Raw genomic sequence first — 25,667 nt, 5'->3', positions numbered from 1 at the left:
TAGCGTCATGGCTGACCAGCACTATGTCGCGGAGACCCGCCGACTACTTCAGATGGCCGAGATAGAGCAGACCCGCGCGCGCTAATCGGCCAGGCAGTCGTGCAGGGTCCGGGCGATGCCGCGGATCAGCGCGGGGTACATCCCCGGGCCGTCCTCAAGGGCGCTGCCCAGCGGGTCCAGGGTGGCGATCTTCGCGTCGCTGCCCTCCACGATCACCTCGGCGATCGACGGATCGAACTGCGGCTCGATGAAGACGCAGACGAAGCCGTCCTCCTCGATCTCCTCGCGCAGCTCGGCGATCCGCTTCGCGCCCGGCTTGATCTCCGGGTTGACCGAGATCGCCTCGCCCTTTGCCAGACCGTACCGCGCCTCGAAATGACCGAGCGAGTCGTGGAAGGTCAGGTAGGGCTTGAACCAGACCGGCTCCAGGGTCGCGGTGACCTCCTCGTCGAGACGGCTGAGGGCGGCAATCGTCTCGGCGGCGTTGGCGGCGAAGGTGTCGGCGTGAGCCGGCATGGCCGCGCTCAGGGTGCTGGCGATCACCGACACCATGGCGCCGGCATTCGACGGATCCAGCCAGATATGCGGGTCATGGGCGCCGTGATTGTGGCCGTGCTCGTCCGCCTCCTTGTGGCCGTCTTCCTCTTTGTCCTCGGCGTCGTGCCCGTGGTCATGGTCGTCACCGTCGGCGAAGCCGCGCCGGGTGATGCCCGGCGCGGTCATCATCGTCTCCACCGTCGCCTTGGCCGCCAGGGTCTCCAGCGGATGCTCCAGCGCTGTCTCAAGGTCGGGGCCGATCCAGAAGACCACCCCCGCCTCCTCGAGCTTTCGGGCGTCCGAGGGTTTCAGGGTGAAGGTATGGGGGGAGGTGGTGCCCGGGATCAGCAGGGTCGGTTCGGCAACCCCCTTCATCACGGCGGCGACCAGGGAATGCAGCGGCTTGATGGTGGCGACCACAGAGGGCTCGGCCCAGGCGGGGGTGGCGAAACCGGCCAGAAGACCGGCCAGGATCGGGGCGGCGGTGAGGGGGTTCCGCATCGGACTCTCCGAAATGTTATATTATAACGTTGCGCTCAGTCGTAGCCGCTGTCATATCTCCGCGCAAGAGGGAAGCGAAGGGTTCACCGATGGCTAATGCCGCCAGTCTGCCGGATGTCTCGCATGCGCCGGATGGGCCGCTCGTCCGCCTGTCGGGCGTCGGCGTGCACCGGGCCGGACGCTGGCTCACGCGCAATGTGGATCTCGACGTCCGGCCGGGGGAGATCGTCACCCTGATCGGCCCGAACGGGTCGGGCAAGACGACGACGGCCAAGGTTGCGGCGGGGATCGTGCGGGCCGATGAGGGGCGGGCGGAAACCCGTCGCGGGCTTCGGATCGGCTATGTGCCGCAGAGGATCCAGATCGACTGGACCCTGCCGATCACGGTGCGCCGGCTGATGACCCTGACCTCCCGACATTCCGCCGCGGAGATCGCGGCGGCACTCGACGCGGTCGGCATCGCGCACCTGGCCGAGGCCGAGGTCCAGTCGCTGTCTGGCGGCGAGTTCCAGCGTGCCCTGCTGGCCCGGGCCATGGTGCGCCGGCCCGATCTGCTGATCCTGGACGAACCGGTGCAGGGCGTCGATTTCACCGGCGAGGTGACCCTGTACGGCCTGATCAAGCGCATCCGCGACGAGTCCGGCTGCGGCATCCTGCTGATCTCCCACGACCTGCACGTGGTCATGGCGGAGACCGACACGGTGGTCTGCCTGAACGGCCATGTCTGCTGCCGGGGCACGCCGCAGACCGTGGCGGAGAACCCGGAATACCTGCGGCTGTTCGGCGGCCGCGCGGCGGGATCGCTGGCGGTCTACCGGCACCAGCACGACCACACCCACCTGCCGGACGGCCGCATCCGCAACGCCGACGGCTCGATCACCGACGGCCATGCCCATCACCATGACGGGCACGACCACGGTCATGCGCACGAGGGGCACGGTCAGGGCCATGCTTGACGATTTCTTCGTGCGCGCCCTGCTGGCTGGGATCGGCGTCGCGCTGACGGCCGGTCCGCTGGGCTGCTTCGTGGTGTGGCGGCGCATGGCCTATTTCGGCGACACCATGGCCCATGCCGGCCTGCTCGGCGTCGCCCTGTCGCTGGTGCTGCAGGTCGCCCCGGTCTTCGGCGTCTTCGTGGTGGCGGCGACGATCGCCGGCGCGCTTCTGCTGCTCGACCGGCGCGGGGCCTTGTCGACCGACGCGCTGCTTGGGCTGCTGTCGCATGGGACCCTGGCGGTCGGGCTTGTGCTTGTCGCGCTGATGACCTGGGTGCGGATCGACCTGACCGCGCTGCTGTTCGGCGATGTGCTGGCGGTCGGGGTGACGGACATCGCGCTGATCTGGGCCGGGGGCGCGGTCGTGCTGGCCGGGCTGTTCTGGTTCTGGCGGCCGTTGCTCGCCGACACCGTGCATCCGGACCTGGCGGCGGCCGAGGGCATGCACCCGGAGCGGGCGCGGGCGGTGCTGATGCTGCTGATGGCGCTGGTGATCGCTGTGGCGATGAAGGTGGTGGGCGTGCTGCTAATCACTTCGCTGCTGATCATCCCTGCGGCGGCCGCGCGTCGGCTGGCGGCGACGCCGGAGGCGATGGCGGTGCTGGCGGCCCTGACCGGCGTGCTGGCGGTGGTTCTCGGCCTGTTCGCCTCGCTGCAATGGGACACGCCTTCGGGGCCGTCGATCGTGGTGGCGGCGATCCTGCTGTTCGGGGCGGGCCTGGCACTACCGGCACTCCGCCTGGGCCGGTAGGGCCGGGGAGTGCGAGTTTAGAAGGAGCGGCCGGTGCACGGGCCGACTCAGTCGGTTCCCACCATCACGACACGAAGCACCCTTCCAGCCGGCCGGTATCGGCCTCGCTGTTGTCGTCGAAATACCCCTCCCGGGTCGCCTCGCCCCGGTCCGAGGTGAAGCGGACCCGGACCCGGCCCTCGGCGATCTCGTCGGTGGAGACGACCGTCGGCACGAAGCCGGCGGTGTCGTCCAGGTCGATGGTGAAGCCGAAGCTGTCGCCCGGCGCGAAGCGGCTGAACCGCAGGGTCAGCAGGCTGTCGCCGTCGGTGACGTCGCTGCGGTCGGCGATGACCTCCGTGCCGGTCGCCTCCTCGAACGGCTGATACACGCTGAGCCCGGCACCGCGTTCGGTGACGTCGAAGATGACCCGCCCGCGCGACGGGCCGAGATCGATCTCGACCTCGGTGACCGACCAGCCGGGATCGCTGGTGTTGGTCAGGGTGAAGCGGTCCGCCGGCGCGCCCTCGCTGAAGGTCGCCACGAGACGCGGACCGCAGGCATCGGCCAGCGCGGTGCCCGGGAGAACCAGCAGGCAGAGGCTCAGAAACAGGCGCATGCGGCCCTCGCGATCCAATCCGGCTCTCAGCTAGATGGATCGACCGGCGCGCCATGCAACCCCATTCGCGGTTATGGTAGTGCCCCGGGTATGACCGTCCGCACTACCGCCGCTCTGCCTTGGTTCGGACGCCGCTCAGCCGGCCTTGATCCGGTCGACGAAGGTCGAGACCTGCGACTTCAGGCCCTCGAACTCGCGGTTGAGCTGACCGATGGAGTCGGACACCAGACTCACATCCGCGCCGGTCTCCCGGGACAGGCCGCTGACAGACTGGATCGTCGATACCGTGCGCTCCACGCTGGTCGCGGCCTGCTGAGCGCTCTCCGAGATCTCCCGCGTCGCCTGGCCCTGCTGGTCGATCGAGTCGGCGATGGTCGTTGTGATCTCGTCGACCTCCCGGGTGGACTCGGCGATCATCCGGATCGCATCCACCGCGCCGGAGGTCGCCTCCTGGATTGAGCGGATCTGCTCGGCGATCTCCTCGGTCGCCTTCGCGGTCTGGGTGGCGAGGCTCTTCACCTCGGACGCCACGACGGCGAAGCCCTTGCCGGCATCGCCGGCCCGGGCCGCCTCGATGGTCGCGTTCAGCGCCAGCAGGTTGGTCTGCTCCGCGATATCCTGGATCAGGGCCACCACATTGCCGATCTTCTCGGCGCCGGCGGCCAGGCTCTCGATCTGCTCGTTGGTGGCCTGCGCCTTGGCGGTCGCATCCTTGCTGGTCCGGGCCGACTGCTCGACCTGGCGGTTGATCTCGGCGATCGACGCGCTCAGCTCGTTGGCGGCCATGGCGACCGCCTGGACGGCGGCGTTGGTCTCGTCGGACATGGAGCCGACGGCGTCGGTCTCCGACACCATGCGGGAATTGCTGGACACCAGCCGGTCGGCGGTGCCGCTCATCTCGTTCGCCGCCGAGGACACGCCGTTGACCACCGAGCGCACCGAAGCGTCGAACTCGTCGGACAGCTTCACCATCGCGGCACGCCGTTCGGCGGCGGCGGCCTCCTGGGACTTCTCTTGCTCCTCGCGCAGGCGCTCCACCTCCCCGGCGTTGCGCTTGAACACTTCGACCGTGCCGGCCATGGAGCCGAGTTCGTCGGTGCGGTCGGTGAACGGAATGTCGGTGTCCAGCTTGCCGTCGGCCAGCGTGGTCATGGCCGTCGACAGGCCGCTCAGGCCGCGGACGACGCTGAGGGTCACCCAGGCGATCAGCGGCAGGATCACCAGCAGGCCGACCACCGCCATGATGACGGACATGGTCCGGGCGTCGTCGACCGCCAGCTGGCTCTCTTCAAGCCGTTGTTCCAAGGCGGTGTTCGCCCGGTCATACACCGTCGTTAGGGCGGCCGCGAACCGTTCGCCGGCACCGTCGATCACATCGTCGATCTTCGCGAAGGCGGCATCGTCGGCATTGGAGGCGATCGCCTCGGTGAGGTCGACCTTGATGGCTCTCGCCAGGGCGGCGAAATCGGCGTCCAGGGTCGAGGCCTGGCCGCTTTCGCCGATCTCCCCGGCCAGGGTGGCCACCGTCGGAATGCTCTCGGTGATGAAGCCGGTCGTGTTGGCGATGATCTCGGCCCGCTCCGGCTGGATCTGCCCTTCGGCCTTGTCGATGATCGAGTCCATGGCGGCTAGAAGCAGCTCGATATTGGCGAGCCGGACATCGGTGAGCACCGCGACCTTCTCCCGCATCGCGCTTACCGCCGCCGTCTTGGTCTTTACGGTGTCGGCCGAGTTGAACTGGATCGCGCCAAGGGCGGCGATGACGATGACGACCAGCGCCGCCAGAACGACCATGCGGCTCTTGAGGGACCAGCTTTTGAGATTGAGCATGTCCACCTCCTTTCGATGAGGTGAACATGGTTAAGGGGGCATCCGTTAATATGAGATGAATTTGGTGCAAAGATTGCCGTCGGGCAAAGCCCGACGGGGTGTCGCCGGTCGCGACACCCCTTGTGTCGGGGCCGCCTTGAGCCGCCGGGTCAGGCTCCGAGCGCCTTCACCATGACCTCCGAGAAGCGCCGGGTGAAGGCCTTCGGGTCGCTGACCGGCTCGCCTTCCAGAATACGTGCCTGCTCGAACAGCAGGTGGGCGGCGTCCTCGATGCCGTCGGTCCTGCCGTCCTTCACCAGCTTCGCCAGACCCTTGATCAGGGCGTGGTCCGGATTGACCTCCAGCACACGCGGCGCGGCCTGGTCGAGCTGCTTATGTTGGCGCAGCATCCGTTCCAGGTTCATGTCCATGTCGGTCTCGTCGGCGACGAGGCAGACCGGGCTCTCGGACAGACGGTCGGTGGTACGCACGTCCTTCACGGTCGCGCCCAGGGCCAGCTTGACCGAGACGATCAGGCCGTCGACCAAGCCGGTATCCTTCGCCTCGTCGTCCTTGGTCTCGGCGTCGGACTCCTTCTCCGCGTCGCCCGACTTGATGGCGGCGAGGTCGGCGCCGCCGCGGGTGATCGACTTGAGCGGCTTGCCCTTCACCCCGTCGAACATGGTCTGGACCCAGAACTCGTCGATCGGGTCGGTGAGGAACAGGACCTCCACGCCCTTCTTCACGAAGCCTTCCAACTGCGGCGAGGCCTTGGCGGCGGCCTCGTCCTCGGCGGCGATGTAGTAGATCGCCTCCTGGCCCTCCTTCATGCGCTCGATATAGCCGTCCAGGCTGGCCAACTCGTCGCCGGCGGTGGACTTGAAGCGCACCAGGTCGAGCAACGCCTCCTTGTGCTCGGCGCCATCGGCGTACAGCCCTTCTTTCAGTACCGCGCCGAAGTTGCGCCAGAACTCGGCATAGGCCTCCGGTTCCTTCTTCGCCTTCTTGGCGAGGTCGCCTAGCACGCGCTTGGTCAGCGCCTTGGAGATGGTGGCGACCACCGGATTGTGCTGCAGCATCTCGCGGCTGACGTTGAGCGGCAGATCCTCGCAGTCGACCACGCCCTTCAGGAAGCGCAGCCAGGAGGGGACCAGGCCTTCGATCTCGTCGGTGATGAAGACCCGCTTCACGTAGAGCTTCACGTGATGGCGGCGCTCCGGGTGGAACAGGTCGAACGGGCGCTGCGACGGCACGAAGAGCAGGCCGTGGTACTCGATCCGGCCTTCCGCCTTCCAATGCACCGTCATCCACGGGTCGTCGAAGGCGTGGCCGACGTGGTGATAGAACTCCTTGTAGTCGTCGTCGGAGATCTCGCTCTTCGGGCGGGTCCACAGGGCCGAGGCCTGGTTCAGGGTGTCCTCGTCCTCGCCCTCCACGAACACCACCGGGAACGGGATGTGGTCGGAATAGGTGCGGACGATGGTCTGAAGCCGCTGCTTCTCCAGGAACTCCTTGGCGTCCTTCTTGAGATGCAGGGTAATGATGGTGCCGCGGGTCGCCTTCTCCGCCGGCGCGACGGTGTATTCGCCGAGCCCGTCGGAGGTCCACAGCCAGCCCGTGCTCTCGCCGGCCTTGCGGGTCAGGACCTCGACCTTGTCCGCCACCATGAACGCCGAATAGAAGCCGACGCCGAACTGGCCGATCAGGCTGGTGTCCTTCTTGGCGTCGCCGCTGATCTCGTCGACGAAGGCCGACGTACCGGAGCGGGCGATGGTGCCGAGATTGTCGTGCAGCTCGGCCTCGGTCATGCCCACTCCGTTATCGGAGAGGGTCAGCGTCTTCGCCTTCTCGTCGGCGGAGATGCGGATCTTGAAAGCGCTGTCGTCGGCGGTCAGATCCGGATTGGAGATCGCCAGAAAGCGGAGTTTGTCGCAGGCATCGGCGGCGTTGGAGATCAGCTCGCGCAGAAAAACCTCGCGCTCGCTGTAGAGCGCGTTGGCGACGATGTGCAGAAGCTTCGAAACTTCGGCTTGAAAAGATCGTGTTTCGGCAGCCATGGCAGTGGGTCCGTTGTTGCTATTGTCGACTGTCAGGACGGGACCGAGATATGGCCGATGGGTGACGTCTGCAAGACCTTCTCTGTGCCGGCGCCCATATGTGTTATGCCGAAGCCTGCATAGACCCGAGCCCGTTGTAGATCTCCCCCATGGTTCTCGCCTCGCCCGCCGCATCCGTCACGGCCGTCCTCGGCCCGACCAATACCGGCAAGACCCATCTTGCGATCGAGCGGATGCTCGGTCACCGCGACGGTGTGATCGGGTTTCCGCTGCGTCTGCTGGCGCGCGAGAACTACGACAAGATCGTCGCCCGCAAAGGCCACCGCGCGGTGGCCCTGGTTACCGGCGAGGAGAAGATCATCCCGCCGGACGCACGCTATTTCGTCTGCACCGTGGAGTCGATGCCGTTGGATCGGGCCTTCGAGTTCCTGGCGGTGGACGAGGTACAGCTCGCCGGCGATCCGGAGCGCGGCCATGTCTTCACCGACCGTCTGCTGCATGCGCGCGGTCTCGAGGAGACCATGCTGCTCGGATCGGAGACGATCCGCCCGCTGCTCAAGCGCCTGGTGCCGGAGGCCCGGTTCGAGACCCGGCCGCGCCTGTCGGAGCTGAGTTATTCCGGCCTGTGCAAGATGACCCGCCTGCCGCGCCGCAGCGCGGTGGTCGCCTTCTCCGCCGCCGATGTCTACGCCATCGCCGAGGTCGTCCGCCGACAGCGCGGCGGCGTGGCGGTGGTCATGGGGGCACTGAGCCCGCGCACCCGCAACGCCCAGGTGCAGATGTACCAGGAGGGCGAGGTCGACTATCTGGTGGCCACCGATGCGATCGGCATGGGCCTGAACATGGATATCGACCATGTGTTCTTCGCCTCGGACCGCAAGTTCGACGGCCGTTTCCCGCGCCGGCTGCGCGCCGCCGAACTGGCGCAGATCGCCGGACGGGCCGGCCGCCACATGAACGACGGCACCTTCGGCGTCACCGGCAACTGCGCGCCGCTGGACGACGAGGCGGTGATGGCGATCGAGAGCCATACGTTCGATCCGCTCAAGCAGCTTTCCTGGCGCAACACCCGACTGGACTTCTCCACCATGCGCGACCTGAAGCGCTCGCTGGAGGTCTGGCCGGAGCACGATTTCCTCTCGCGCAAGCGCGACGGCGAGGATCACGAGGCGCTGGAAGCCCTCTCCCGGACGGAGGAGGTGGCGGCGCGGGCGAACGGTCCGGCCCGTATCCGACTGCTCTGGGACGTCTGTCAGATTCCGGACTTTCAGAAGCACCTGACGGAAAGTCATGCACGCCTCCTCGCGCAGGTGTATCTTTACCTGACCGACGCTGAGGAGAAGCTGCCGAGCGACTGGGTCGACGGCCAGATGAGCCGTTTCGACAGGACCGAGGGCGATATCGATACCCTGATGGGACGTATCGCACATATCCGCACTTGGACCTACATTACTCACCGAGGGGACTGGATTGACGATGCCGGTCACTGGCAGTCTAGGGCGCGCGCGATCGAGGACCGGTTATCGGACGCGTTGCACCAGCAGCTCACTCTAAGGTTCGTCGATCGGCGGTCGGCGACTCTGTCGCGGAAGCTGAAGGGTGGTAAGGAGGATATATTGGCGGGCGTATCCGGCGACGGGACGGTAACGGTCGAGGGGCATCGTGTCGGGCATCTGGAAGGGTTCTCCTTTCAGCCCGACGCCGCGAATACCGAGGAAGAGAAGCAGGTGATGACGGCGGCGCGGCGCGTCCTTCCGGACGAGATCGCGCGCCGGGTCTCCCGGCTTGAGAGCGATCTGGACGAAGTCTTCCGTCTGGATGGTCATGGCGTGTTCTTCTGGCGGGGGACCCCGGTGGCCGATCTGGTCGCCGGCGACGTGCCCTGGCGCCCGGATGTGCGCGTGCGCGAGAGCGACATGCTCGAGCCGCCGCAGCGCGACCGGGTGCAGAAGCGCCTGCGCACGTGGCTGGAAGTCCATCTGGAGGCGGTTATCCCGCAGCTGCTGCAGCTCGCCCGCTCGGATCTGTCCGGCGGCGCGCGCGGCATCGTCTTCCAGGTGCTCGAGGGCCTGGGCAACGCGCCGGCCGAGGGCCTGCGGCCGATGGTCAAGGAACTGGACGATCAGGGCCGCAAGGATCTGGCCCGGGTCGGTATCCGTCTCGGCACCGAGAATCTCTACATTCCCCAACTGCTGAAGCCGAAGCCGGTCGCCCTGCGAGGCCTGCTCTGGTCCGTGTTCCACGGTCGCTTCCCCGAGGAGGGACTGCCGCCGGAAGGCCGGGTCCAGGTGGTGCGCCGGCCGGAGACGCCGACGGAATACGACATCGCGCTGGGCTACCAGCGGCTCGGCGGCCGGGCGATCCGCATCGACATGGTCGAGCGCATCGCCGCCCTGATCCGTCAGGCGGCCCGCAACGGCCCGTTCGCGATCAACCCGGACATGCTGTCGCTGGCCGGTGTCGATCACGAGACCTTCACCGCCATTCTCAACGACCTCGGCTACCGCAAGGTGGGTGAGCGTCCGGCGGAACAGCCTGCGGCGGAACAGCCGGTGGCGGATCAGAGCGCCGCGCCGGAAGATCAGGCGGCGGTCGCGGATACGGCTGCCGAGGAGCCCACACCGGGCGAAGCGGCCGAGACCCAGCCTGTCGAGACCCAGTCTGTCGATACGACCGCCGCCGATACGACCGCCGCCGATACACCGGCGGCTCCGGCCGAGGTGGAAGGGCCGGAGGCCGGATCCGAGCGCGCGGATGCCGAGGCGCCGGAAAGCGTCGGCGCGCCGACCCCCGAGGAACCCCCTGCCAGGGAACAGCCCGCGGACGCCGCGCCGACCGAGGTGCGGCCGGAAGCGGCGGAGACCCCAGCGGTCCCCGATGCGGCTCCAACTGCGGATCCCGAGGCCACGACCCCCGCGGAACCGGTCGACGCGGCGGCTTCCGACGTCGCCGCCGAGCCGGCATCGCCGGACGATGCCGCGGAGGTCGCACCGGAGGCGGAAGCCGAGCCCGTGGTCATGGTGCCGCTGTTCGCGCGCCGCCGCCGCGAGGAGAACCGCCGCCCCCGTCCGAACCGGAACAAGCAGCGCCAGGGCGGCAACCGGCAGAACGTGGCCGAGGGTGCGCCTGCCGGCGAGGCCCGCGCCGACGGTAGACCTGCTCAGGACAGGCCAGCCCAGGACCGGCAGGGGCAGGACAGGCAGGGGCAGGACAGGCAGGAGCGAAGCGGGCAGGGCAAGCGGCCCGACAACCGCTCGTCCCAGGGCAAGCCGCAGCACGGCAAGCCGGCCCATGCCCGTCAGGGCGAGGGTGACGGCCAGCGCTCGGATCGCCGGCGTGGTGGCGGCAAGGGCCCGAACCGGCGGGACGGCGACCGCCGCGGCCGGGACGACCGGCCCCGGGTCCATACCGCCGAGCCGGAGCGCCGGGGCGAGATCGATCCGGATTCGCCCTTCGCCGCTCTCGCAGGCCTGCGCGACGCGATGCGCAAGAAGGACGGATGAGCGGAGACGACGCGTCCGCTCCCGACGGCGCCGAGAGCCAGCGTCTCGACAAGTGGCTCTGGTGCGCGCGGTTCTTCAAGTCGCGTTCGCTCGCCAATGCGCTGCTGGCCGCCGGGCGGCTGCGGCTGGACGGCACGGTGGTGTCGAAGGCCCACCAGAAGGTGCGGGTCGGCGCGGTACTGACCTTTCCCCAGGGGCCGCATGTGCGCGTGGTGAAGGTTCTGTCCCTGGCGACCCGGCGCGGGCCGGCACCGGAGGCGCGCACCCTGTACGAGGATCTGGCGCCGATTCCGGAACGCAGTGCCGACCCCGCGGACGCCGCGCCGCTCAGGGCGAGCGGCCCCAGCCGGGACAGGGGGGCGGGTCGGCCGACCAAGCGGGACCGGCGGGCGATCGAACGTCTGTTGGACGATAACGGCTCGGGCCGCTAGCCTCCGCGCGACACCGCGCCAGGGAGGTTACGCATGTCCACCACATCAGCGCCCATCGATGTCGACCGGGCCCGGGCCGAGACCCGGGGCTGCGAGGGCATGGCCCACCTGAACCATGCGGGCTCCTCGCTGATGCCGATCCCGGTCGCCGATGCGCTGATCGGCTGGCAGCGCGAGGAGGAGTTCCGCGGCGGCTACGAGACGGTCGACCGCTATCAGGACAAGCTGGACAACTTCTATGACGCCACCGCGCGCCTGCTGAACTGCGGGCGCGACGAGGTCGCCTTCATCGAGAACGCGACCCGGGCCTGGGACATGGCCTTCTATGCCCTGGATCTCGGGCCGGGCGACCGCATCCTGACCACGGAGTCGGAATACGGCTCCAACATGATCGCCTATCTGCACCGCGCCAAGCACACCGGGTGCGAGGTGGCGATCGTGCCGAACGACAGCCACGGCCAGATCGACGTGGCGGCCCTGGACCGCATGGTCGACGAGCGGGTGAAACTGATCTCGATCAGCCATGTGCCGACCGGCGGCGGGCTGGTGAACCCGGCGGCCGCCGTCGGCAAGGTCGCCCGCAGGCACGGTGTGCCCTACCTGCTGGACGCCTGCCAGTCGGCCGGGCAGATCCCCCTCGATGTCCGGGAGATCGGCTGCGACTTTCTGTCGGCGACGGGGCGCAAATACCTGCGCGGGCCGCGGGGGACGGGGTTCCTCTACGTGCGTGGCGACTGGATCGAGCGTCTCGACCCGCCGCTGCTCGACCAGCACGCCGCGGAACTGATCAACGAGCGCGAGTACGTGATGCGCGGCGACGCCCGCCGGTTCGAGAACTGGGAGTGCCATTTCGCCGGCAAGGCCGCCTTGGGGGTGGCGATCGACTATGCCCTCGGGTGGGGCGTGGAGGCCATCCGCGACCGGGTGCAGCCGCTCGCCCAGGCCCTGCGCGACCGCCTGGCCACGGTGGACGGTGTCGAGGTGCTGGACGAGGGGGCGGAGAAATGCGGCATCGTCACCTTCCGCAAGGCGGGCGAGGAGGCCGATGCCATCAAGCGGCGCCTGAAGGCCCATCGCATCAATGTCAGCGTGTCCGGCGACAGCGGCGCCCGGGTGGGCTACGACCGCCGCGGGATCGGCACTGCGGTGCGGGCCAGCGTCCACTACATCACCCTGGAGCGGGAGATCGACGATCTGGTGCGCGCCCTCGGCACTGCCGGGTGACGCCCGTCAGGGCACGATCGATCCAGATCGAAGCGATCCGAACCGATCGTGCCTTAATTCATTGAAGATGGAGAAAAATTACTCGATCAGACGCCTCTATCCGACCGTGATTGGGACTAGGCTGCCATCGGCGCCCGGATCGGCGGGTCGGCCCGCTCGAAGGTGAGCGTGAGCGACCGTGCGCCGCCGTCCCCGGTCTCCACGGCGACGGACGCTCCGGCGCTGAGCGCGAGCGAGTTCACCAGCGACAGGCGCAGCGCGGCGGGCGTGGAGGACGGGAAACTCTCCTGCGGGGCCGAATCGCTCAGTTCCGGCGGAACGTCGCCGGACCCCCAGGGCAGGTCGCTGGCGATGGTCAGCACCGCGCGGTCGGCCGTCTCCGTCAGGCTGACGTCGATGCGTCCGGCGGGTTCGTTGGTACCGATCGCGACCTGCAGCGCGTGCAGGATGATCTGCTTCAGGGAACGCTCGTCCGCGACCGAGACATGTGTGTCTGTGCCCGAGACGGCGACACCGACCAGAGTCCCGCAGCGCTCGGTGTGGAAATGGCTCAGCCGGACCGCCTGGCCGACGGCGGCGCCCAGATCGACGACCGCGCGGGCGACATCGCGGTTCTCCGGATCGGCCTCCTGGGCGCTCAGGTCCAGGATCGTCTGCAGGGTCGTCATCAGGTCCTCGCCGCTGTTGCGGATGCCGCTTGCATAGTCGCGGTAGCGGTGGCTGCCCAGGGGGCCGAGCGCCTCGGTCGTCATCACCTCGGCGAAGCCGATCACGTGGTTCAAGGGCGTGCGCAGGTCGTGACTCATGCCGGCCAGAACCTGGAACTTGCTCCGGTGACCGCGAACCGTTTCCTCGCGCTGGGTACGGGCAGCGTCGAGGGCGGTGTCGAGGCGCGTCACCGTTTCCTGGACATTGGCCAGGAGGATGCCGGCCTCGTCGTCGTAGCGGGTCGGCAGCGACGGGACCTCCCCGTCCTCCATGTAGGCGCGCAGGGCGGACGCCGCCCGGGTTACCGGCGCCAGAAGGAAGTAGAGCATGGTCATCGTCGCCACGGTGCCGACCAGGGTCGCCGCCAGCAGGGCCACCAGAACGCCGATGGTGTCGGACAGGGCGATGTCTGCGGACAGCAGAATATACGCAACCGCACCAATCATCGGGATATGCACCCCGACGAAACTGACGGCCAGGATCTTCACAAGATAGATGCGGGGCAGGGGAAGGCGGCTCATCCAGTCATAGAACTTCATGGAACCAGTCGCTTTGTCTAGAAAGGTTACGATCAGCCCTTCGTCCGAGCCCCATAACCGAAGCCGGCTGATGTCGCTTGCGCGTCAGCCATCGGGTCGAAATATCCATGAGGATACGGGGAGCAGCGAAGGCATGACCAAGGGCGTGCGGGAGAACTGCCTCCCCCGAAACCCTTTATACGCGGTGATGTGCGGAACGGATCAGCCGCGCAGGACGACGCACAGATTGTTCGCCGGCATTTCGTGAATCGCGGTCGGTGCCAGGCCGGCCTCGGCCGCCGCCGGCAGGACGTCCCGCTCCAGATCGCGGATTCCCAAGCGCGCATCCTGGCGCCGCAGGTCGGCGTCGAACGCGGAGTTGCCGTCGCTCATCGATCGGCCGTCCCGGTGAAACGGGCCGTAGAGGATCAGCGGCGCACCGGGCGCAAGCCACCGCATAGCCCCGGCGAAGATCCCGAGCGCCACATTCCAGGGCGCGATATGGATCACGTTGACGCTCAGCATGCCGGTGAACGGGGCGCAATCCGCCACGGGCCAAGCCTGGGCGTCCGCGGACGCGTCGAGCGCGCGGGGCGCCATCGGACGCGGCGCCGGCGGCGGCAGGACGGCCGTCCAGGCCGCGATGCTGTCACGACGCTCCCGGGTGGTCTCCGTCGGCAGCCAGCGGCGGGGATGCAGCGCCTGGATGAAGGCGGCGGCATGGTGTCCCGTGCCGGAGCCGATCTCCAGCACCGTGCCCGTCGGCGGCAATTCGGCTTGGAGGATGGCCAGGAGCGGCCGGGCGTTGCGCCGCGCTGCCGGCGCGTCCATGGCGCCATCGGGCGTCTCGGCCGCGATCACCGCATCGAACCCGATCCCGCGGGCCGGGGTCTCCCGACCTGCGTTGCCGGGTGTTGAGGGGGCTGACGGATCCATGATTGCAACCTATGTACTCACGATCCGGCAACGGGGAGCGCCGGAACCGGGATGAGTATGACCCGGTCGCAAACTCGGAACCAGAATGGAACTCGCCCATGCTCGCGCGCCTGAAGGCCTTCATGAACAGCATCGATGCCGGCGGCGCACCCTCTGCCGCCCCGAAAGACGCCCTGGCGACGGCCGTGGCGGTCCTGCTGGCGCGGGCGGCCACCCTGGACGGTAGCTTCGAGGCGCAGGAGCGCGCGGTGGTCGCCGACCACCTCTGCAACCGGTTCGACGTGTCCCGAGAGGAGATCGACCGGACGCTGGACGAAGCCGTGAACTCCGCGGACGAGATGGTCGATCTCTACGGCCTGATCCGAACGGTCAAGGATCGTATGGACGAGGAAGGGCGGATCGATCTCATGGAGGCCCTGTGGGAGGTCGTCTATGCCGATGGCGAACTCCACGACTACGAAGGCCAGCTCATGCGGCGGCTTTCCGGGCTGTTGTACGTGTCCGACCGGGAGAGCGGAGAGGCGCGAAAACGGGCGCTCGCAAAGCTCGGTCTTGAAGTTGGTTGACCGGCTACGCTAAAGAGCCACGTCAACCGCGCGCCGGAGACCCGCATGACCTACATCGTCAATGAGAAGTGCATTAAGTGTAAGTACACTGACTGTGTTGAGGTCTGCCCCGTCGATTGTTTCTACGAGGGCGAGAACATGCTGGTCATCCACCCGGATGAATGCATCGACTGCGGCGTGTGCGAGCCCGAATGCCCGCCCGAGGCGATTCTGCCGGATACCGAGCCCGCCGCCGAGAAGTGGCTGGCCTTGAACGCCGAGTACGCCGATATCTGGCCGAACATCACCCGCAAGACCGACCCGATGCTGGACGCCGACAAGCTTCAGGACGAGGCCGGCAAGTACGAGAAGTATTTCTCCGCCAACCCGGGCGAGGGCAGCTGACCGGCATCAATTTCCACGACGACTTTCGTCCGCGACTTTAAGACTCCGGTCACAAATATCTGATCTAATGGTGGCGTCGGTTAAGCTCGGGCCCTGCATGCGCATGCCTGCCTGTAAGCTACCATTCGCCGCGTTTTTGTGGTAAGGTTCACACCATCGCGCTGGTCGAAAAAGCCGACGAGGACCAGTGCACCCCCGCAAAACGTGGGACCATCTACGAAACGACCATATGTTTCGACCGTCTCTCGTGTTGATCGCGTGGTAATCGGCTGTTTGGGGAAGTCGATCCTTTGGATCGGCAAGTGATTGTTGTCTGTGTGTGGTGGGAGCAATTTCGGTGGCTAAAGAGGGCGGAATGGCAGAAGACGTGGAAAAATCACCCATGACAAAAAAGAACGAGTTCAACACTGGCGATTTTGTCGTGTACCCGACGCATGGTGTGGGCCTGATCAAGGGGACGGAGACCCAGACCATTGCCGGGACTGAACTTGAACTGCTTGTGATCGATTTCGAGCAGGATCGCATGACCCTGCGCATCCCCCTGACCAAGGCCAAGACCAGCGGTCTGCGGCGCCTGAGCAGCCGCAAGCAGATGGATGCGGCGATCGCCAAGCTGAAGGGCCGGGCGCGCGTGCGCCGGACCATGTGGAGCCGCCGCGCGCAGGAATACGAGGCGAAGATCAATTCCGGCGATCCGGTGTCCATCGCCGAGGTGGTCCGCGACCTGCGCCGTTCCAGCAATCAGGCCGAACAGTCCTACAGCGAGCGGCAGATGTATCAGGCGGCGATCGACCGTCTCGCCCGCGAGTTCGCCAAGATCGAGAAGATCGACGAAGAGGCGGCGATCGACCGTCTCGAGAAGCTGATGGACGCGGCCTGATCCCGCCAAGGCAGCGCGAATCGGCCATTGTGATGCAACGGGCGGCCTTCGGGCCGCCCGCATGCGTTCCGGGGTGAGGCACATAGTATGCGAAGGCGTTCGCCCTCAACTCTGCCAGCGAAATCCTGCACTTAACTAGAATCCCGGGAATCGGAAATCGCGACTCGCGGTGGGGCTGACCGAGTGGTGCGTTGACGCGCGACTCGGAAATGGTATTGGGGTGGGATGACTCGTTCACCCGAGCGCGAGGCCCCCCCGGCCGTGACAACATCCTGTCTCCCCGCCTCCGACCGTCACGTCGATCTGTCCGGCGCCAGGCGCGTCTGGGCGGTCGGCGCGATCTTCGGGGAATCCGCCCTTCTCTGCGACCTGCACGACCGGATCGCCGCCCGCTTCGAGCCCGGCGACCGGATCGTCTATCTCGGCAATATCCTGGGCGGCGGCGACGTCCGGGAGACCCTGAGCGAGCTGATGCGGTTCCGGGCCCTGGTGATGGCGCAACCGCCCCTCTACCTGCCGGACGACATCGTCTGCCTGCGCGGCGCCCAGGAGGAGATGTGGCACAAGCTGCTGCAGATCCACTTTGCGCCGAAGCCGGCGGACCTGCTGCGCTGGATGCTGGACCGCGGTCTCGGCGCGACCCTCGCGGCCTATGGCGGCGAGGCCAGCCAGGGCTTCGCGGCCGCCGAGGAGGGCATGGTCGCCCTGACGCGCTGGACTAGCCGCCTGAAGGCCGGCGTGCACGCCTCGCCGGGGCACCAGACGTGGTTCGGACAGATCCGCCGCTTCGCCTGTACCGGCCCGGACGGGGTGCTGTTCGTCAACACCGGCATCGACCCGTCTCGGCCGCTGCTCGATCAGCGCGACGCGTTCTGGTGGGGCAGCAAGGGTTTCGAGCAGGCCGAGACGGCCGGATACGAGTCCTTCGCCAAGCTGGTCCGGGGCTACGATCCCCAGGGCGGCGGGCCGAAGGAAACCGACCGCACGCTGTGCATCGACAGCGGATGCGGCCGGGGCGGGGCGCTGAGCGCGGCGTGCCTGTCGACGGACGGACGCCTCCTCGACTGGGTCGAGGCGGTGCCCAGCGAGACCGTGGTCCCCCTGCGCGCGGCCCGCTGACGCGCAGAGCGCATCAATTCCGTCCCACGGATTTTCCACTCCGATCACGTTTGCTTGAGCGGCGCAGAACCTTGTGCAGCGCAGCAATTTTTTCATGTCAATCGGGTCCCGGATATGATCCGATTTCCGCTGAAGTGCGTATGAAAGGCTAAAAAGAACCGCAGTACGGGTGTCAGACACCAGCGGGTGCCAACCACACAGGGGGCGGCAATGGCCTATATCGACGACCCGGAGACCCAGCGCGCCAACATCGCCTTCATCAAGGCCTCGATGAAGGAACCGCTGCTGGAACGTGACCACGAGTTCGATCTGGCCCGCCGCTGGCGCGAGGAGGGCGACGAGCGGGCGCTGCACGAGCTGGTGCGCTCCTACACCCGGCTGGTGGTGTCCACCGCCAGCAAGTTCCGCAACTACGGCCTGCCCATAGGCGATCTCGTCCAGGAGGGCAATGTCGGCCTGATGCAGGCGGCCGCCCGGTTCGAGCCGGAGCGCGAGGTGCGGTTCTCGACCTATGCCGGATGGTGGATCCGGTCGGCCATCCAGGACTACATCCTACGCAACTGGTCGATCGTGCGCACCGGGACGACGGCGGCCCAGAAATCGCTGTTCTTCAACCTCCGGCGCCTGCGGGCCAAGATCAGCAGCTCCGCCAACGGCGGCATGACCGACGAGGGCCGCATGTACGTGGCGACCCAGCTGAAGGTCGACCGCCGCGAGGTCGAGGCGATGGAGATGCGCCTGTCGGGCCACGACCAGTCCCTCAACGCCCCGATCTCCGAGACCGGCGAGGACGACTGGCAGGATTTTCTGGCGGACGAGCGACCGAGCCCCGAGGCGGTGGTCACCGGCATGCGCGATGCCTCCACCCGCTCCAAGTGGCTGGCGGAGGCGCTGGCGGAACTGTCGCCGCGCGAGCGCACGATCATCGACCAGCGCCGTCTGAGCGAGGAGGGAGCGACCTTGGAAGAACTGGGCCGGGAGCTCGGCGTGTCCAAGGAGCGCGTGCGTCAGCTCGAGCACCGGGCGCTGATGAAGCTGCGCGACCGTCTGTCCCATCGCGTCGAGCGGACCGGCGACCTGTTGCTGGAGGCCTGATCCCGCCGCTACGAAAGCGGCCGAAGTCAGCCCAGATTGCCTCTCACGCCGAACGACGAGAGGAGGTGGGCATGACGCATCGCGCTACACGCGGCTCACCGCCGAACTGACCGCGTTCTGTATGGCATCGGCTGCGCGGTAGAGAGCGTCGTCGGCGGTGATGCCTACGTGATCGCCTGCCACCATCGGCGCGCCACCAGGATCGCCAGCAGGCCTTGCGCTGCGAGCGCCACGGTCGCCGTCTGCGCGCCAACGGCCTCGGCGAGGAAACCGAGATAGAAGAAACCGACCGGCCCGACACCGATGCACACCGACAACAGGCCGAGCAGGCGGGCACGCATCTCGACCGGGGCATGAAGGTAGACGAGGGTGGCCTGCATGACGCTGAACCCGGCGCCGCCGATGCCAACCAGCAGCAGGGCGCCGCCGGCCAGTGCCACCAAGGGCACCGTCGCGAACGCGATCAAGCCGGCCATGAAGAGGGTGACGCCGCCGACATAGACCCGTGTGTACCAGTGGGTGCGGGAAAACGCGGCGATCGTCAGGGCTCCGAGGAAGGCACCGACACCGTCGATCCCGGCCAACAACCCGACGCCCTCCGGCCCGAGATTCAGATGGTCCTTACCGAGCACCGGGATCATGCTGAGGCACGGCCAGCCGAAAATATTGAAGATCACGGTCACCATCAGCACGCCGGTCATCCGACGGTCGCCGCGCACCCACGCCAAGCCCTCCCGGACCCGCTGCAGCACCGGTGCGGTATCCGTGACGCCGGTCCGGCTGCGGATCCGGATGCGCAGCGCCGCCACCAGCGCGATCGCGTATAGCGCTGCCCCCAGCCAGAATACCCCGGCGATCCCGGCCGTCGCCAGGATCAGCCCACCCACCGTCGGCCCCAGCATGCGGCTGGCATTGTTGGTGCCGACGTCGAGCGACATCGCCGGGCCCATCCGCTCGGGGCCGACCGTGTCGCCGATCATCATCCGCCGCACCGGGTTATCCGTCGCCCAGCCCAGCCCGTTCACGAAACTGGCGACGGCCAGGTGCCAGACCTCCAGCAGGCCCAGGGAGCCGAGGATCGCGATGGCGAGCGAACTCGCCATCATCGCCAGCACCACGAGGATCAGTGCGCTGCGCCGCTCGAGCCGCTCGGCGACGGCGCCGAGGACGGCGCCGAACAGCCCCATCGGCAGCAGCCGCAGCATGGTCAGCATGACGACCAGGAATGCCGATTCCGTCGCCTGATAGGCGAATACCCCGACGGCCAGCATCTCAAGCCAGCGGACCACGAACACCACCAGCCCGACCAGCCACAGGCGCCGATAGTCCGGCTCTGCCAGCAGCCAGCCACGCCGGCTTCCCGCGGGTTGCCCCAAACCGCTTTCCTCCACCGCGTTTCTTATCGTTGGTCCAGGCGCACGCCGGGCGGTGTCACGGCGGGTCGCGTCGGCTCGAAGTAGATGCTCTGGCGGCGTTCAGGCCAAGACCTGAATCGCTGCTTCTACGTCGATGCTGGCAACGCCCGGCACGGCTGTGTTGCTGACGCTCTCGGTCGACGTTGCCCGATCCGACGAAGACGCTCGGGCCACCGACGCCAAACCTCTTCCCGTGGCGGCGGACGAGATTTCGGCCGATGGCGGATCAATTGGGCGGTCCGAATTTCTCGTCGCGCGCTTATCGTGAACGACCAATTCGGGCTGCAAGGAGCAATGCTGCGCGTGGCCGCTATGGGTCGCAAATGTCATGGCAGGGTCCGCGCATAGTATGTGGCTGATTGCCTTTGTTGCTGCGTAAGAGCTCAATACCGGCTCTGCAGAGACCGATGCTGTTGGAGGGAACGACGCTGATAGGCGATAACTTTTCTTCAGACGCTTTGGCCTTTATCGACCGGCGTTTTGGTCTCGCCGCGACAATCGAGCCGACAGGGGCCGGATAGAGTGCCAACCGAAGCCATCTCTAAGCATCGGACGAAGCAGAGACCAACGGGCCGACGCGGTGTTGTCGCCGTTCGTGCTTTCATCCACGGTTCCGTCGCGGCAGGGGACGTTGCGCTGCGATGACATCGATCCTCATCGTGACCGATGCCTGGACACCGCAGGTGAACGGCGTTGTCAGGTCGCTGGAAAGCGTCATCGGCGAGTTGACGGCGATGGGCGTGCGCGTCGAGATCCTCTCGCCGAGTGAGTTCCCGACGATCCCGTGTCCGAGCTACCCGGAAATCCGGCTCTCACTGACCCATAGACCCGCCGTGCGGAAGCGGATCCTGGAGCACGGGTGCGACCACCTGCACATCGCCACCGAGGGACCGCTGGGACTGCTGGCGGCCTCCGCCGCGCGGGGGATCGGCGTTCCCTATACGACCAGTTACCACACGCGGTTTCCCGAATACCTCGCGGCGCGCTGGCCGCTGCCGCTCCGATGGTCCTATGCGTGGCTGCGCCGTTTCCACAACTTCGGATCCGGGTGCATGGTGGCCACCGAGACACTCATGGAAGACCTGGAAGGACGCGGCTTTCGGAACCTGATGCGCTGGTCGCGGGGGGTGGATTCCGACCTGTTCCGCCCGATCGGCCAGTCGGTCCTGCCGGATCACCTGCCGCGCCCCATCTTCCTCACCATCGCTCGGGTCGCGATCGAGAAGAACATTGAGGCGTTTCTGGATCTGGCGCTTCCCGGCACCAAGGTCGTGATCGGGGATGGCCCCCGCCTAGCGCGCCTGCGACGGACATATCCGGACGTCGTTTTCACAGGTCAGAAGCAGGGAGCGGAACTTGCCGGGCTATGCGCCAGCGCCGATGTGTTCGTCTTCCCGTCCCGCACGGACACCTTCGGTCTGGTCCTTCTGGAAGCCCTGTCCTGCGGCGTGCCGGTGGCCGCCTATCCTGTCACCGGGCCGCGGGACATCGTCGGGGACAGCGGCGTCGGCGTTCTGAGCGAGGATCTTCGGCAGGCGGCCTTGAGTGCGCTGCGCATTCCAAGGGACCGCTGCCGCGAACACGCGCTTCGGTTCAGCTGGAGGCTGAGCGCGCGGGAGTTCCTGCAGAACGCGCTGGTCGCCGAGGCGGCGCACAGGACGGTTCCCGCTACGGTCTGACGAAGGAGATCTGGCGGACATCGATAAAGCCGCCTCGGAAGCCGCCCTCGCAATAGGCAAGGTAATAGTCCCACATGCGCCGGAAGCGGGCGTCGAAACCCTGGCGTTCGATGGCCGGCCAGTGGGCGTGGAACCGGCTGCGCCAGCAGGCGAGCGTCCGGGCGTAGTCCAGGCCGAAGGCTTCCTCGGACTCGATGTCCAATCCGTGCGCCCGGGCCAGGTCGACGAGGTGCCGCCGGGTCGGCAGCATGCCGCCGGGAAAGATATAGCGCTGGATGAAGTCCGGGTTCGCCCGATAGTCTGCGAACCCCTCTTCGGCAATGGTGATGACCTGCAGCGCGGCGCGGCCGCCGGGCTTGAGCCGATCGTGGAGCTGCCGGAAGAAGTCGGGCCAGTAGGCCTCTCCCACCGCCTCGAACATCTCGATCGAGGCGACAGCGTCGAACCGGCCGACGGCGTCGCGGAAATCCCGGACCTCGACCCTGACCCGGTCCGACAGACCGGCCCGCTCGGCCCAGCCGGCAGCATAGGCATGCTGCTCGCGCGACAGGGTGATCCCGAGCACCTGCACGCCATGCTCCTGCGCGGCATGGATCGCGAAGGAGCCCCAGCCGCAGCCTATGTCCAGAACCCGCTGGCCCGGCCGCAACCCGAGCTTGGCGGCGAGGCGGCGGTTCTTGGCCGCCTGCGCCGCCTCGAGATCCGCGGCGCCGTCGGAGAAGACGGCGCTCGAGTAGGTCATGGAGGGGTCGAGCCACAGGGCGTAGAAGGTATTGCCCAGATCGTAATGAAACGCGATGTTTCGGCTACTGCCCCGGCGGCTGTTGCGGTTCAGCCAGTGTAGGAGGCGGCGGGTCAGAATGCGCAGCAGCCCGTCCGGGTTTCCCTGGTTGAAGATATATTTGTTCCGCTCGAACAGCTCGATCACGGCGACGATGTCGGGACTTTCCACCGCCCCGTCCATATAGGCCTCGGCGAAGGCCAGGTGGCCGCCGACGAGGAACCGCTTCACGACGGTGCGGTCCCGCAGGTGAAGCACGGCGTCCGGGCCGGGGACGCCGCTGTCGAAGTCAACCCGCCGGCCGTCCGCCAGGGTCACGGACAACCGGCCGACGCCGAGGCGCTGCAACAGGCCGAACGCGGTGCGGGTCCAGGGGTCGAGCCCGGTAAGGCCGACCGAATACGATCCTGCGGCGCTCGGCACTGGGCCGCCTGTCGGTAAGTGCCGGTTCATGCCGTCAGCCTCCCGGCCGGCCCTGCGCGGCACGGACCTCCTGGGTGACGCTGCCCTCCCCATCGGTGACATGGAGTGGTTCGAAGTCGCGGGCGAATTTCGCGGCGAGGCGGTGGGTTGGACGATAGCTGACGCTCAACGGGTCGGTCATCGCGCAGTAGGTCCGCGGCGCTTCCCGCCATGTCTGGCGCATCTGCGACAGCGAGCCGACCCTCGGGATGCCGCCGAACCTGGTCAGCGGACCGAGCAGGCTCATCAGCGACTGCGCGGTGTCGAAGGAGGCCCGGCGCGACCATGCATGGCGCACGGCATGCCGGATGAGCGCCCGTTTCCGGCCGCGAAACCGCAGCAGATCGGCGAGATAGGGAACGACGTGCTCGAGCGGCTCCTTCGGCCATTCGACGAGCTTCTGTCCGTCGAGATCGCAGAGCCGAAGGTTCGGCATCAGGCGACCCGCGCACGCGGCTTCGTCGAAATAGGGCGTACCCAGGATCGGAATGGTGAGCGACAGCAGTCCGGGCAGCGGCGTGTCGGTATGGCCCAGCAGCGCGTCGATCTGCCCGTCCACCTCGGCAATCGTCTGCTGGGTGAAATCGAGCATCATTCCGTATTCGAAGTGTATCCCGTGCTCGGCGCAGACCCGCGAGACGGTATAGGGGTCGGACGACAGGCTCTGGCGCTTGTTATAGCTCTTCAGCACCGCCGGATCGAAGGACTCCACGCCGGAGAACAAAGCCTTGCAGCCGTTGGCTGCCACCAGGGCGAGGTTCTCCGGTCGTTTGAAGAAATCGCCGGTGACCAGCGCGCCCCAACCCCGGAACGCACCGCGCCGCCACCGGGTGCCGAGCAGGTCGACCCGCCGCTCGAAATCCTGGCGGTTGTTGCCGTAGAAATTGTTGTCCAGGACGGCCAGAAACAGGCGCCGCCCTCCCGCGTCCAACTGCCGGTCTATGTCGTCGGATGAATAGGGTTCGTAGGGCCGGCTCTCGCCGGTCAGCGAACAGAAGGCGCAGTTGAAGTTGCAGTTCTTGGTGGTTTCGACATAGCCGAGACCGGAGAGGCCTGCGGCCATGTCGAAGCGGGGGGCGGGCGCCTCGGCGCGAAAGCCCGACCCGAGCAGGTCGTCGATCAGGGTGTCGATGGACTCCACGTCGCCCTGGCAGACATGGTCGAAGACCTCCTCGCACAGAGCCGGAAGGGCGCGGGCGATCGGGCCGCCGATGGCGACGGCCACATCGGGTCGCGCGTCGCGGAAATAGGCCGAGAGCTGGCGGGCGCGATCGAAGGCGACGGTGAGGCCGGTAAGAATGACCAGATCCGGCCAGCCATGAACCTTCCGGTTGAGCAGGGCGCCGTGATGGACCTCGTCGTAGACCCGCACATCCGTCCGGTCGCGGCAGAACCTGCCAGCCAGATAATAGGGAGCCATGGCGCGGGGAACGAACCCGCGGGTGGGAGCCGCCGACCGCCACGGGTCGACATAGGCATTGACGATCAGAATTCTCGGACGCCTGCTCGGTGTCATATCGCTGCCCTGTCCCCGCGCGGCGTCCCGACGCTCAGACCTGATCCAACCCAGCGAAGATGCCGAGAACGAAGATAGCGTAAACGCCTATGATCGTGTGGGAAATGATCGGCGGCACGATGCTGCCGGAGCGCATGAACAGCCAGCCCCACAGAAGCGACGGCAGAATCACGGCCAGGGAGACGAGGGGATTGAGATGGGCGTGCAGCACGGCGAACAGGAGCGTGGCGATCCCGTTCGCTATCCAGCCGGCATAGCCGACAACCCCGGTCAGGAAGCTCTGCAGCGGCGCCTGAATGGCGCATCGGACCGCGAACTGCTGGAACAGGACGGATAGCAGATAGATCCCCAGGCCGAGCGCGTAGAGCTCGATACTGTCCACCTTGGTGCCGTCGTCCAGCACGAAGAAGCTGAACAGGGGCCGCTGCGCCCCGTCGGATGTGGCGGCGAGGGAGAGCAGCACGTATTTGAAGACGGTCATCGCCACGCAGAAACCGACCGACCAGACGACGGCTTCGACGACATCCCGACGCTTGGGGCGGATCAGGCCGACCGTCTGCGACGACGGCGTGATCCAGCGGTTGATCAGGAAGGCGATCACCACGAGCGTCAGAAGCGCGATCACCGGACCGAGATCGAAAAACCGCTCCCGCGCCAGTCTCTGCATCGGCTCCAGCATCAGGGTGAACACGCTGAAGATCGTCAGGATGGCAACGATGAACCGACCGGTCGCCGCACGTTCCACCTCCCGCCTGGCGGTCCTCTCCAGGAGCTCCACGCGCTCGCTTTCGTCGGAAATCGTCACCAGGACGCCGATCCGGTCGCCGGATCCCTTCCGGCGCAGCAGGACTGCGCGGACACTCAGGTGAAGCACGCCGTCCGGGCCGTCGAGGCTGATATTGGCGACATGGGGTCGTTCGGGTTGCCGGATCGCCTCGAGCACGCAATCGGTGAAGTCGTCCAGCCCCTCGATGGGCAGAAAGACCTCGGCCACCGTCCGCCCGACCACGTCGGTGGCCTGTAAACCGAAGATGGCCTCCGCGCCCGCGTTGAAGGTCGTCACCCGTCCTTCCGGGTCGATGGTGACGATGCCGTCCCGGGACGAGGCGACGATATCCTCGGTCATGGCTGTCGGCAGGACCTGGAGAGGGCTCGACCCGTTCATGCGATTGTCTCTTTCGCGCTGGTGCCCACCGAGGGTA

General features: G+C 67.1%; 20 protein-coding genes and 1 pseudogene. 11 read left to right on the top strand and 10 right to left on the bottom strand.

Features of this window, described 5'->3' with window-relative positions:
• Positions 1-81 precede the first annotated feature (81 nt).
• Positions 82-1,038 carry a zinc ABC transporter substrate-binding protein gene (locus G578_RS0116130; RefSeq protein WP_028795123.1) on the bottom strand — a complete coding sequence of 319 codons (957 nt, stop codon included), beginning with the start codon at positions 1,036-1,038 and terminating at the stop codon, positions 82-84.
• A gap of 89 nt (positions 1,039-1,127) precedes the next feature.
• Between G578_RS0116130 and G578_RS0116125 the strand changes: the two genes are divergently transcribed.
• Together G578_RS0116125 and G578_RS0116120 are read left to right on the top strand one after the other, a co-directional pair.
• Positions 1,128-1,994, top strand: coding sequence for an ATP-binding cassette domain-containing protein (locus tag G578_RS0116125; protein ID WP_051244923.1), 867 nt, complete (start codon positions 1,128-1,130; stop codon positions 1,992-1,994).
• Positions 1,987-2,784, top strand: a complete 798-nt coding sequence (locus G578_RS0116120) for a metal ABC transporter permease (protein ID WP_028795121.1) — start codon at positions 1,987-1,989, stop codon at positions 2,782-2,784. The genes G578_RS0116125 and G578_RS0116120 overlap by 8 nt, the downstream gene beginning before the upstream one ends.
• Before the next feature lie 64 nt (positions 2,785-2,848).
• On the opposite strand, the gene G578_RS26675 is transcribed toward G578_RS0116120, so the two are convergent.
• From G578_RS26675 to htpG, 3 genes and pseudogenes are all read right to left on the bottom strand, one after another.
• Positions 2,849-3,382: an aggregation factor core gene (locus G578_RS26675; RefSeq protein ID WP_156907358.1), complete on the bottom strand. Its 534-nt coding sequence runs from the start codon at positions 3,380-3,382 to the stop codon at positions 2,849-2,851.
• A 135-nt stretch (positions 3,383-3,517) separates the two neighbouring features.
• Positions 3,518-4,570 (bottom strand): annotated as a pseudogene (locus tag G578_RS30405) (methyl-accepting chemotaxis protein); the annotation flags it as partial.
• 791 nt (positions 4,571-5,361) lie between these two features.
• On the bottom strand, positions 5,362-7,248 hold the full coding sequence (gene htpG, locus G578_RS0116105; protein WP_028795120.1) for a molecular chaperone HtpG: 1,887 nt from the start codon (positions 7,246-7,248) through the stop codon (positions 5,362-5,364).
• A gap of 149 nt (positions 7,249-7,397) precedes the next feature.
• Here htpG and G578_RS0116100 point away from each other — a divergent pair, with 149 nt between their 5' ends.
• From G578_RS0116100 to G578_RS0116090, 3 genes are read left to right on the top strand one after another with little or no spacing between them, the layout of a single operon-like run.
• Positions 7,398-10,751: a helicase-related protein gene (locus tag G578_RS0116100; protein WP_038015132.1), complete on the top strand. Its 3,354-nt coding sequence runs from the start codon at positions 7,398-7,400 to the stop codon at positions 10,749-10,751.
• The gene (locus G578_RS0116095) at positions 10,748-11,182 is read left to right on the top strand and encodes an RNA-binding S4 domain-containing protein (RefSeq protein ID WP_028795118.1); all 435 of its coding nucleotides are present in this window, start codon (positions 10,748-10,750) and stop codon (positions 11,180-11,182) included. The genes G578_RS0116100 and G578_RS0116095 overlap by 4 nt, the downstream gene beginning before the upstream one ends.
• Positions 11,183-11,215: 33 nt before the next feature.
• On the top strand, positions 11,216-12,406 hold the full coding sequence (locus G578_RS0116090) for an aminotransferase class V-fold PLP-dependent enzyme (protein ID WP_028795117.1): 1,191 nt from the start codon (positions 11,216-11,218) through the stop codon (positions 12,404-12,406).
• Between the two features lie 116 nt (positions 12,407-12,522).
• On the opposite strand, the gene G578_RS0116085 is transcribed toward G578_RS0116090, so the two are convergent.
• Together G578_RS0116085 and G578_RS0116080 are read right to left on the bottom strand one after the other, a co-directional pair.
• Positions 12,523-13,653 (bottom strand): sensor histidine kinase, encoded by a 1,131-nt coding sequence (locus tag G578_RS0116085; protein WP_028795116.1) that lies wholly within the window; start codon positions 13,651-13,653, stop codon positions 12,523-12,525.
• Positions 13,654-13,854: 201 nt separating this feature from the next.
• A complete protein-coding gene (locus G578_RS0116080) occupies positions 13,855-14,568 on the bottom strand; it encodes a DUF938 domain-containing protein (protein WP_245565635.1) in 714 nt (237 codons plus the stop codon).
• Between the two features lie 98 nt (positions 14,569-14,666).
• On the opposite strand from G578_RS0116080, the gene G578_RS0116075 reads away from it, so the two are divergent.
• The 5 genes from G578_RS0116075 (at position 14,667) to G578_RS0116055 (ending at position 18,612) form a co-directional block, all read left to right on the top strand.
• Positions 14,667-15,134, top strand: coding sequence for a tellurite resistance TerB family protein (locus G578_RS0116075; RefSeq protein WP_028795114.1), 468 nt, complete (start codon positions 14,667-14,669; stop codon positions 15,132-15,134).
• A gap of 45 nt (positions 15,135-15,179) precedes the next feature.
• Positions 15,180-15,518, top strand: coding sequence for a ferredoxin FdxA (gene fdxA / locus G578_RS0116070; protein ID WP_028795113.1), 339 nt, complete (start codon positions 15,180-15,182; stop codon positions 15,516-15,518).
• 382 nt (positions 15,519-15,900) lie between these two features.
• Complete coding sequence (locus tag G578_RS0116065) at positions 15,901-16,398, top strand: CarD family transcriptional regulator (protein ID WP_028795112.1); 498 nt, start codon at positions 15,901-15,903, stop codon at positions 16,396-16,398.
• Between the two features lie 261 nt (positions 16,399-16,659).
• Complete coding sequence (locus tag G578_RS26665; protein ID WP_051244920.1) at positions 16,660-17,517, top strand: hypothetical protein; 858 nt, start codon at positions 16,660-16,662, stop codon at positions 17,515-17,517.
• A gap of 210 nt (positions 17,518-17,727) precedes the next feature.
• Entirely contained in the window at positions 17,728-18,612 is an 885-nt protein-coding gene (locus G578_RS0116055; RefSeq protein WP_028795111.1) for an RNA polymerase factor sigma-32, read from the top strand.
• A gap of 164 nt (positions 18,613-18,776) precedes the next feature.
• On the opposite strand, the gene G578_RS0116050 is transcribed toward G578_RS0116055, so the two are convergent.
• Positions 18,777-20,003, bottom strand: a complete 1,227-nt coding sequence (locus G578_RS0116050; protein WP_169400868.1) for an MFS transporter — start codon at positions 20,001-20,003, stop codon at positions 18,777-18,779.
• A gap of 665 nt (positions 20,004-20,668) precedes the next feature.
• On the opposite strand from G578_RS0116050, the gene G578_RS0116045 reads away from it, so the two are divergent.
• Positions 20,669-21,706, top strand: a complete 1,038-nt coding sequence (locus tag G578_RS0116045) for a glycosyltransferase family 4 protein (protein ID WP_028795109.1) — start codon at positions 20,669-20,671, stop codon at positions 21,704-21,706.
• On the opposite strand, the gene G578_RS0116040 is transcribed toward G578_RS0116045, so the two are convergent.
• The 3 genes from G578_RS0116040 to G578_RS0116030 are packed head-to-tail and all read right to left on the bottom strand — an operon-like array spanning position 21,696 to position 25,630.
• Positions 21,696-22,940, bottom strand: a complete 1,245-nt coding sequence (locus G578_RS0116040) for an SAM-dependent methyltransferase (protein ID WP_028795108.1) — start codon at positions 22,938-22,940, stop codon at positions 21,696-21,698. The genes G578_RS0116045 and G578_RS0116040 overlap by 11 nt on opposite strands.
• Positions 22,941-22,944: 4 nt before the next feature.
• Positions 22,945-24,465 (bottom strand): B12-binding domain-containing radical SAM protein, encoded by a 1,521-nt coding sequence (locus tag G578_RS0116035; RefSeq protein WP_156907357.1) that lies wholly within the window; start codon positions 24,463-24,465, stop codon positions 22,945-22,947.
• A gap of 34 nt (positions 24,466-24,499) precedes the next feature.
• The gene (locus tag G578_RS0116030; protein ID WP_051244919.1) at positions 24,500-25,630 is read right to left on the bottom strand and encodes a CPBP family intramembrane glutamic endopeptidase; all 1,131 of its coding nucleotides are present in this window, start codon (positions 25,628-25,630) and stop codon (positions 24,500-24,502) included.
• Between the last annotated feature and the right edge of the window lie 37 nt (positions 25,631-25,667).

The sequence above is a fragment of the Thalassobaculum salexigens DSM 19539 genome (genome assembly GCF_000423805.1).
GTDB classification, from domain to species: Bacteria; Pseudomonadota; Alphaproteobacteria; order Thalassobaculales; family Thalassobaculaceae; genus Thalassobaculum; species Thalassobaculum litoreum.
This window is presented reverse-complemented; position numbering and strand designations above follow the sequence as displayed.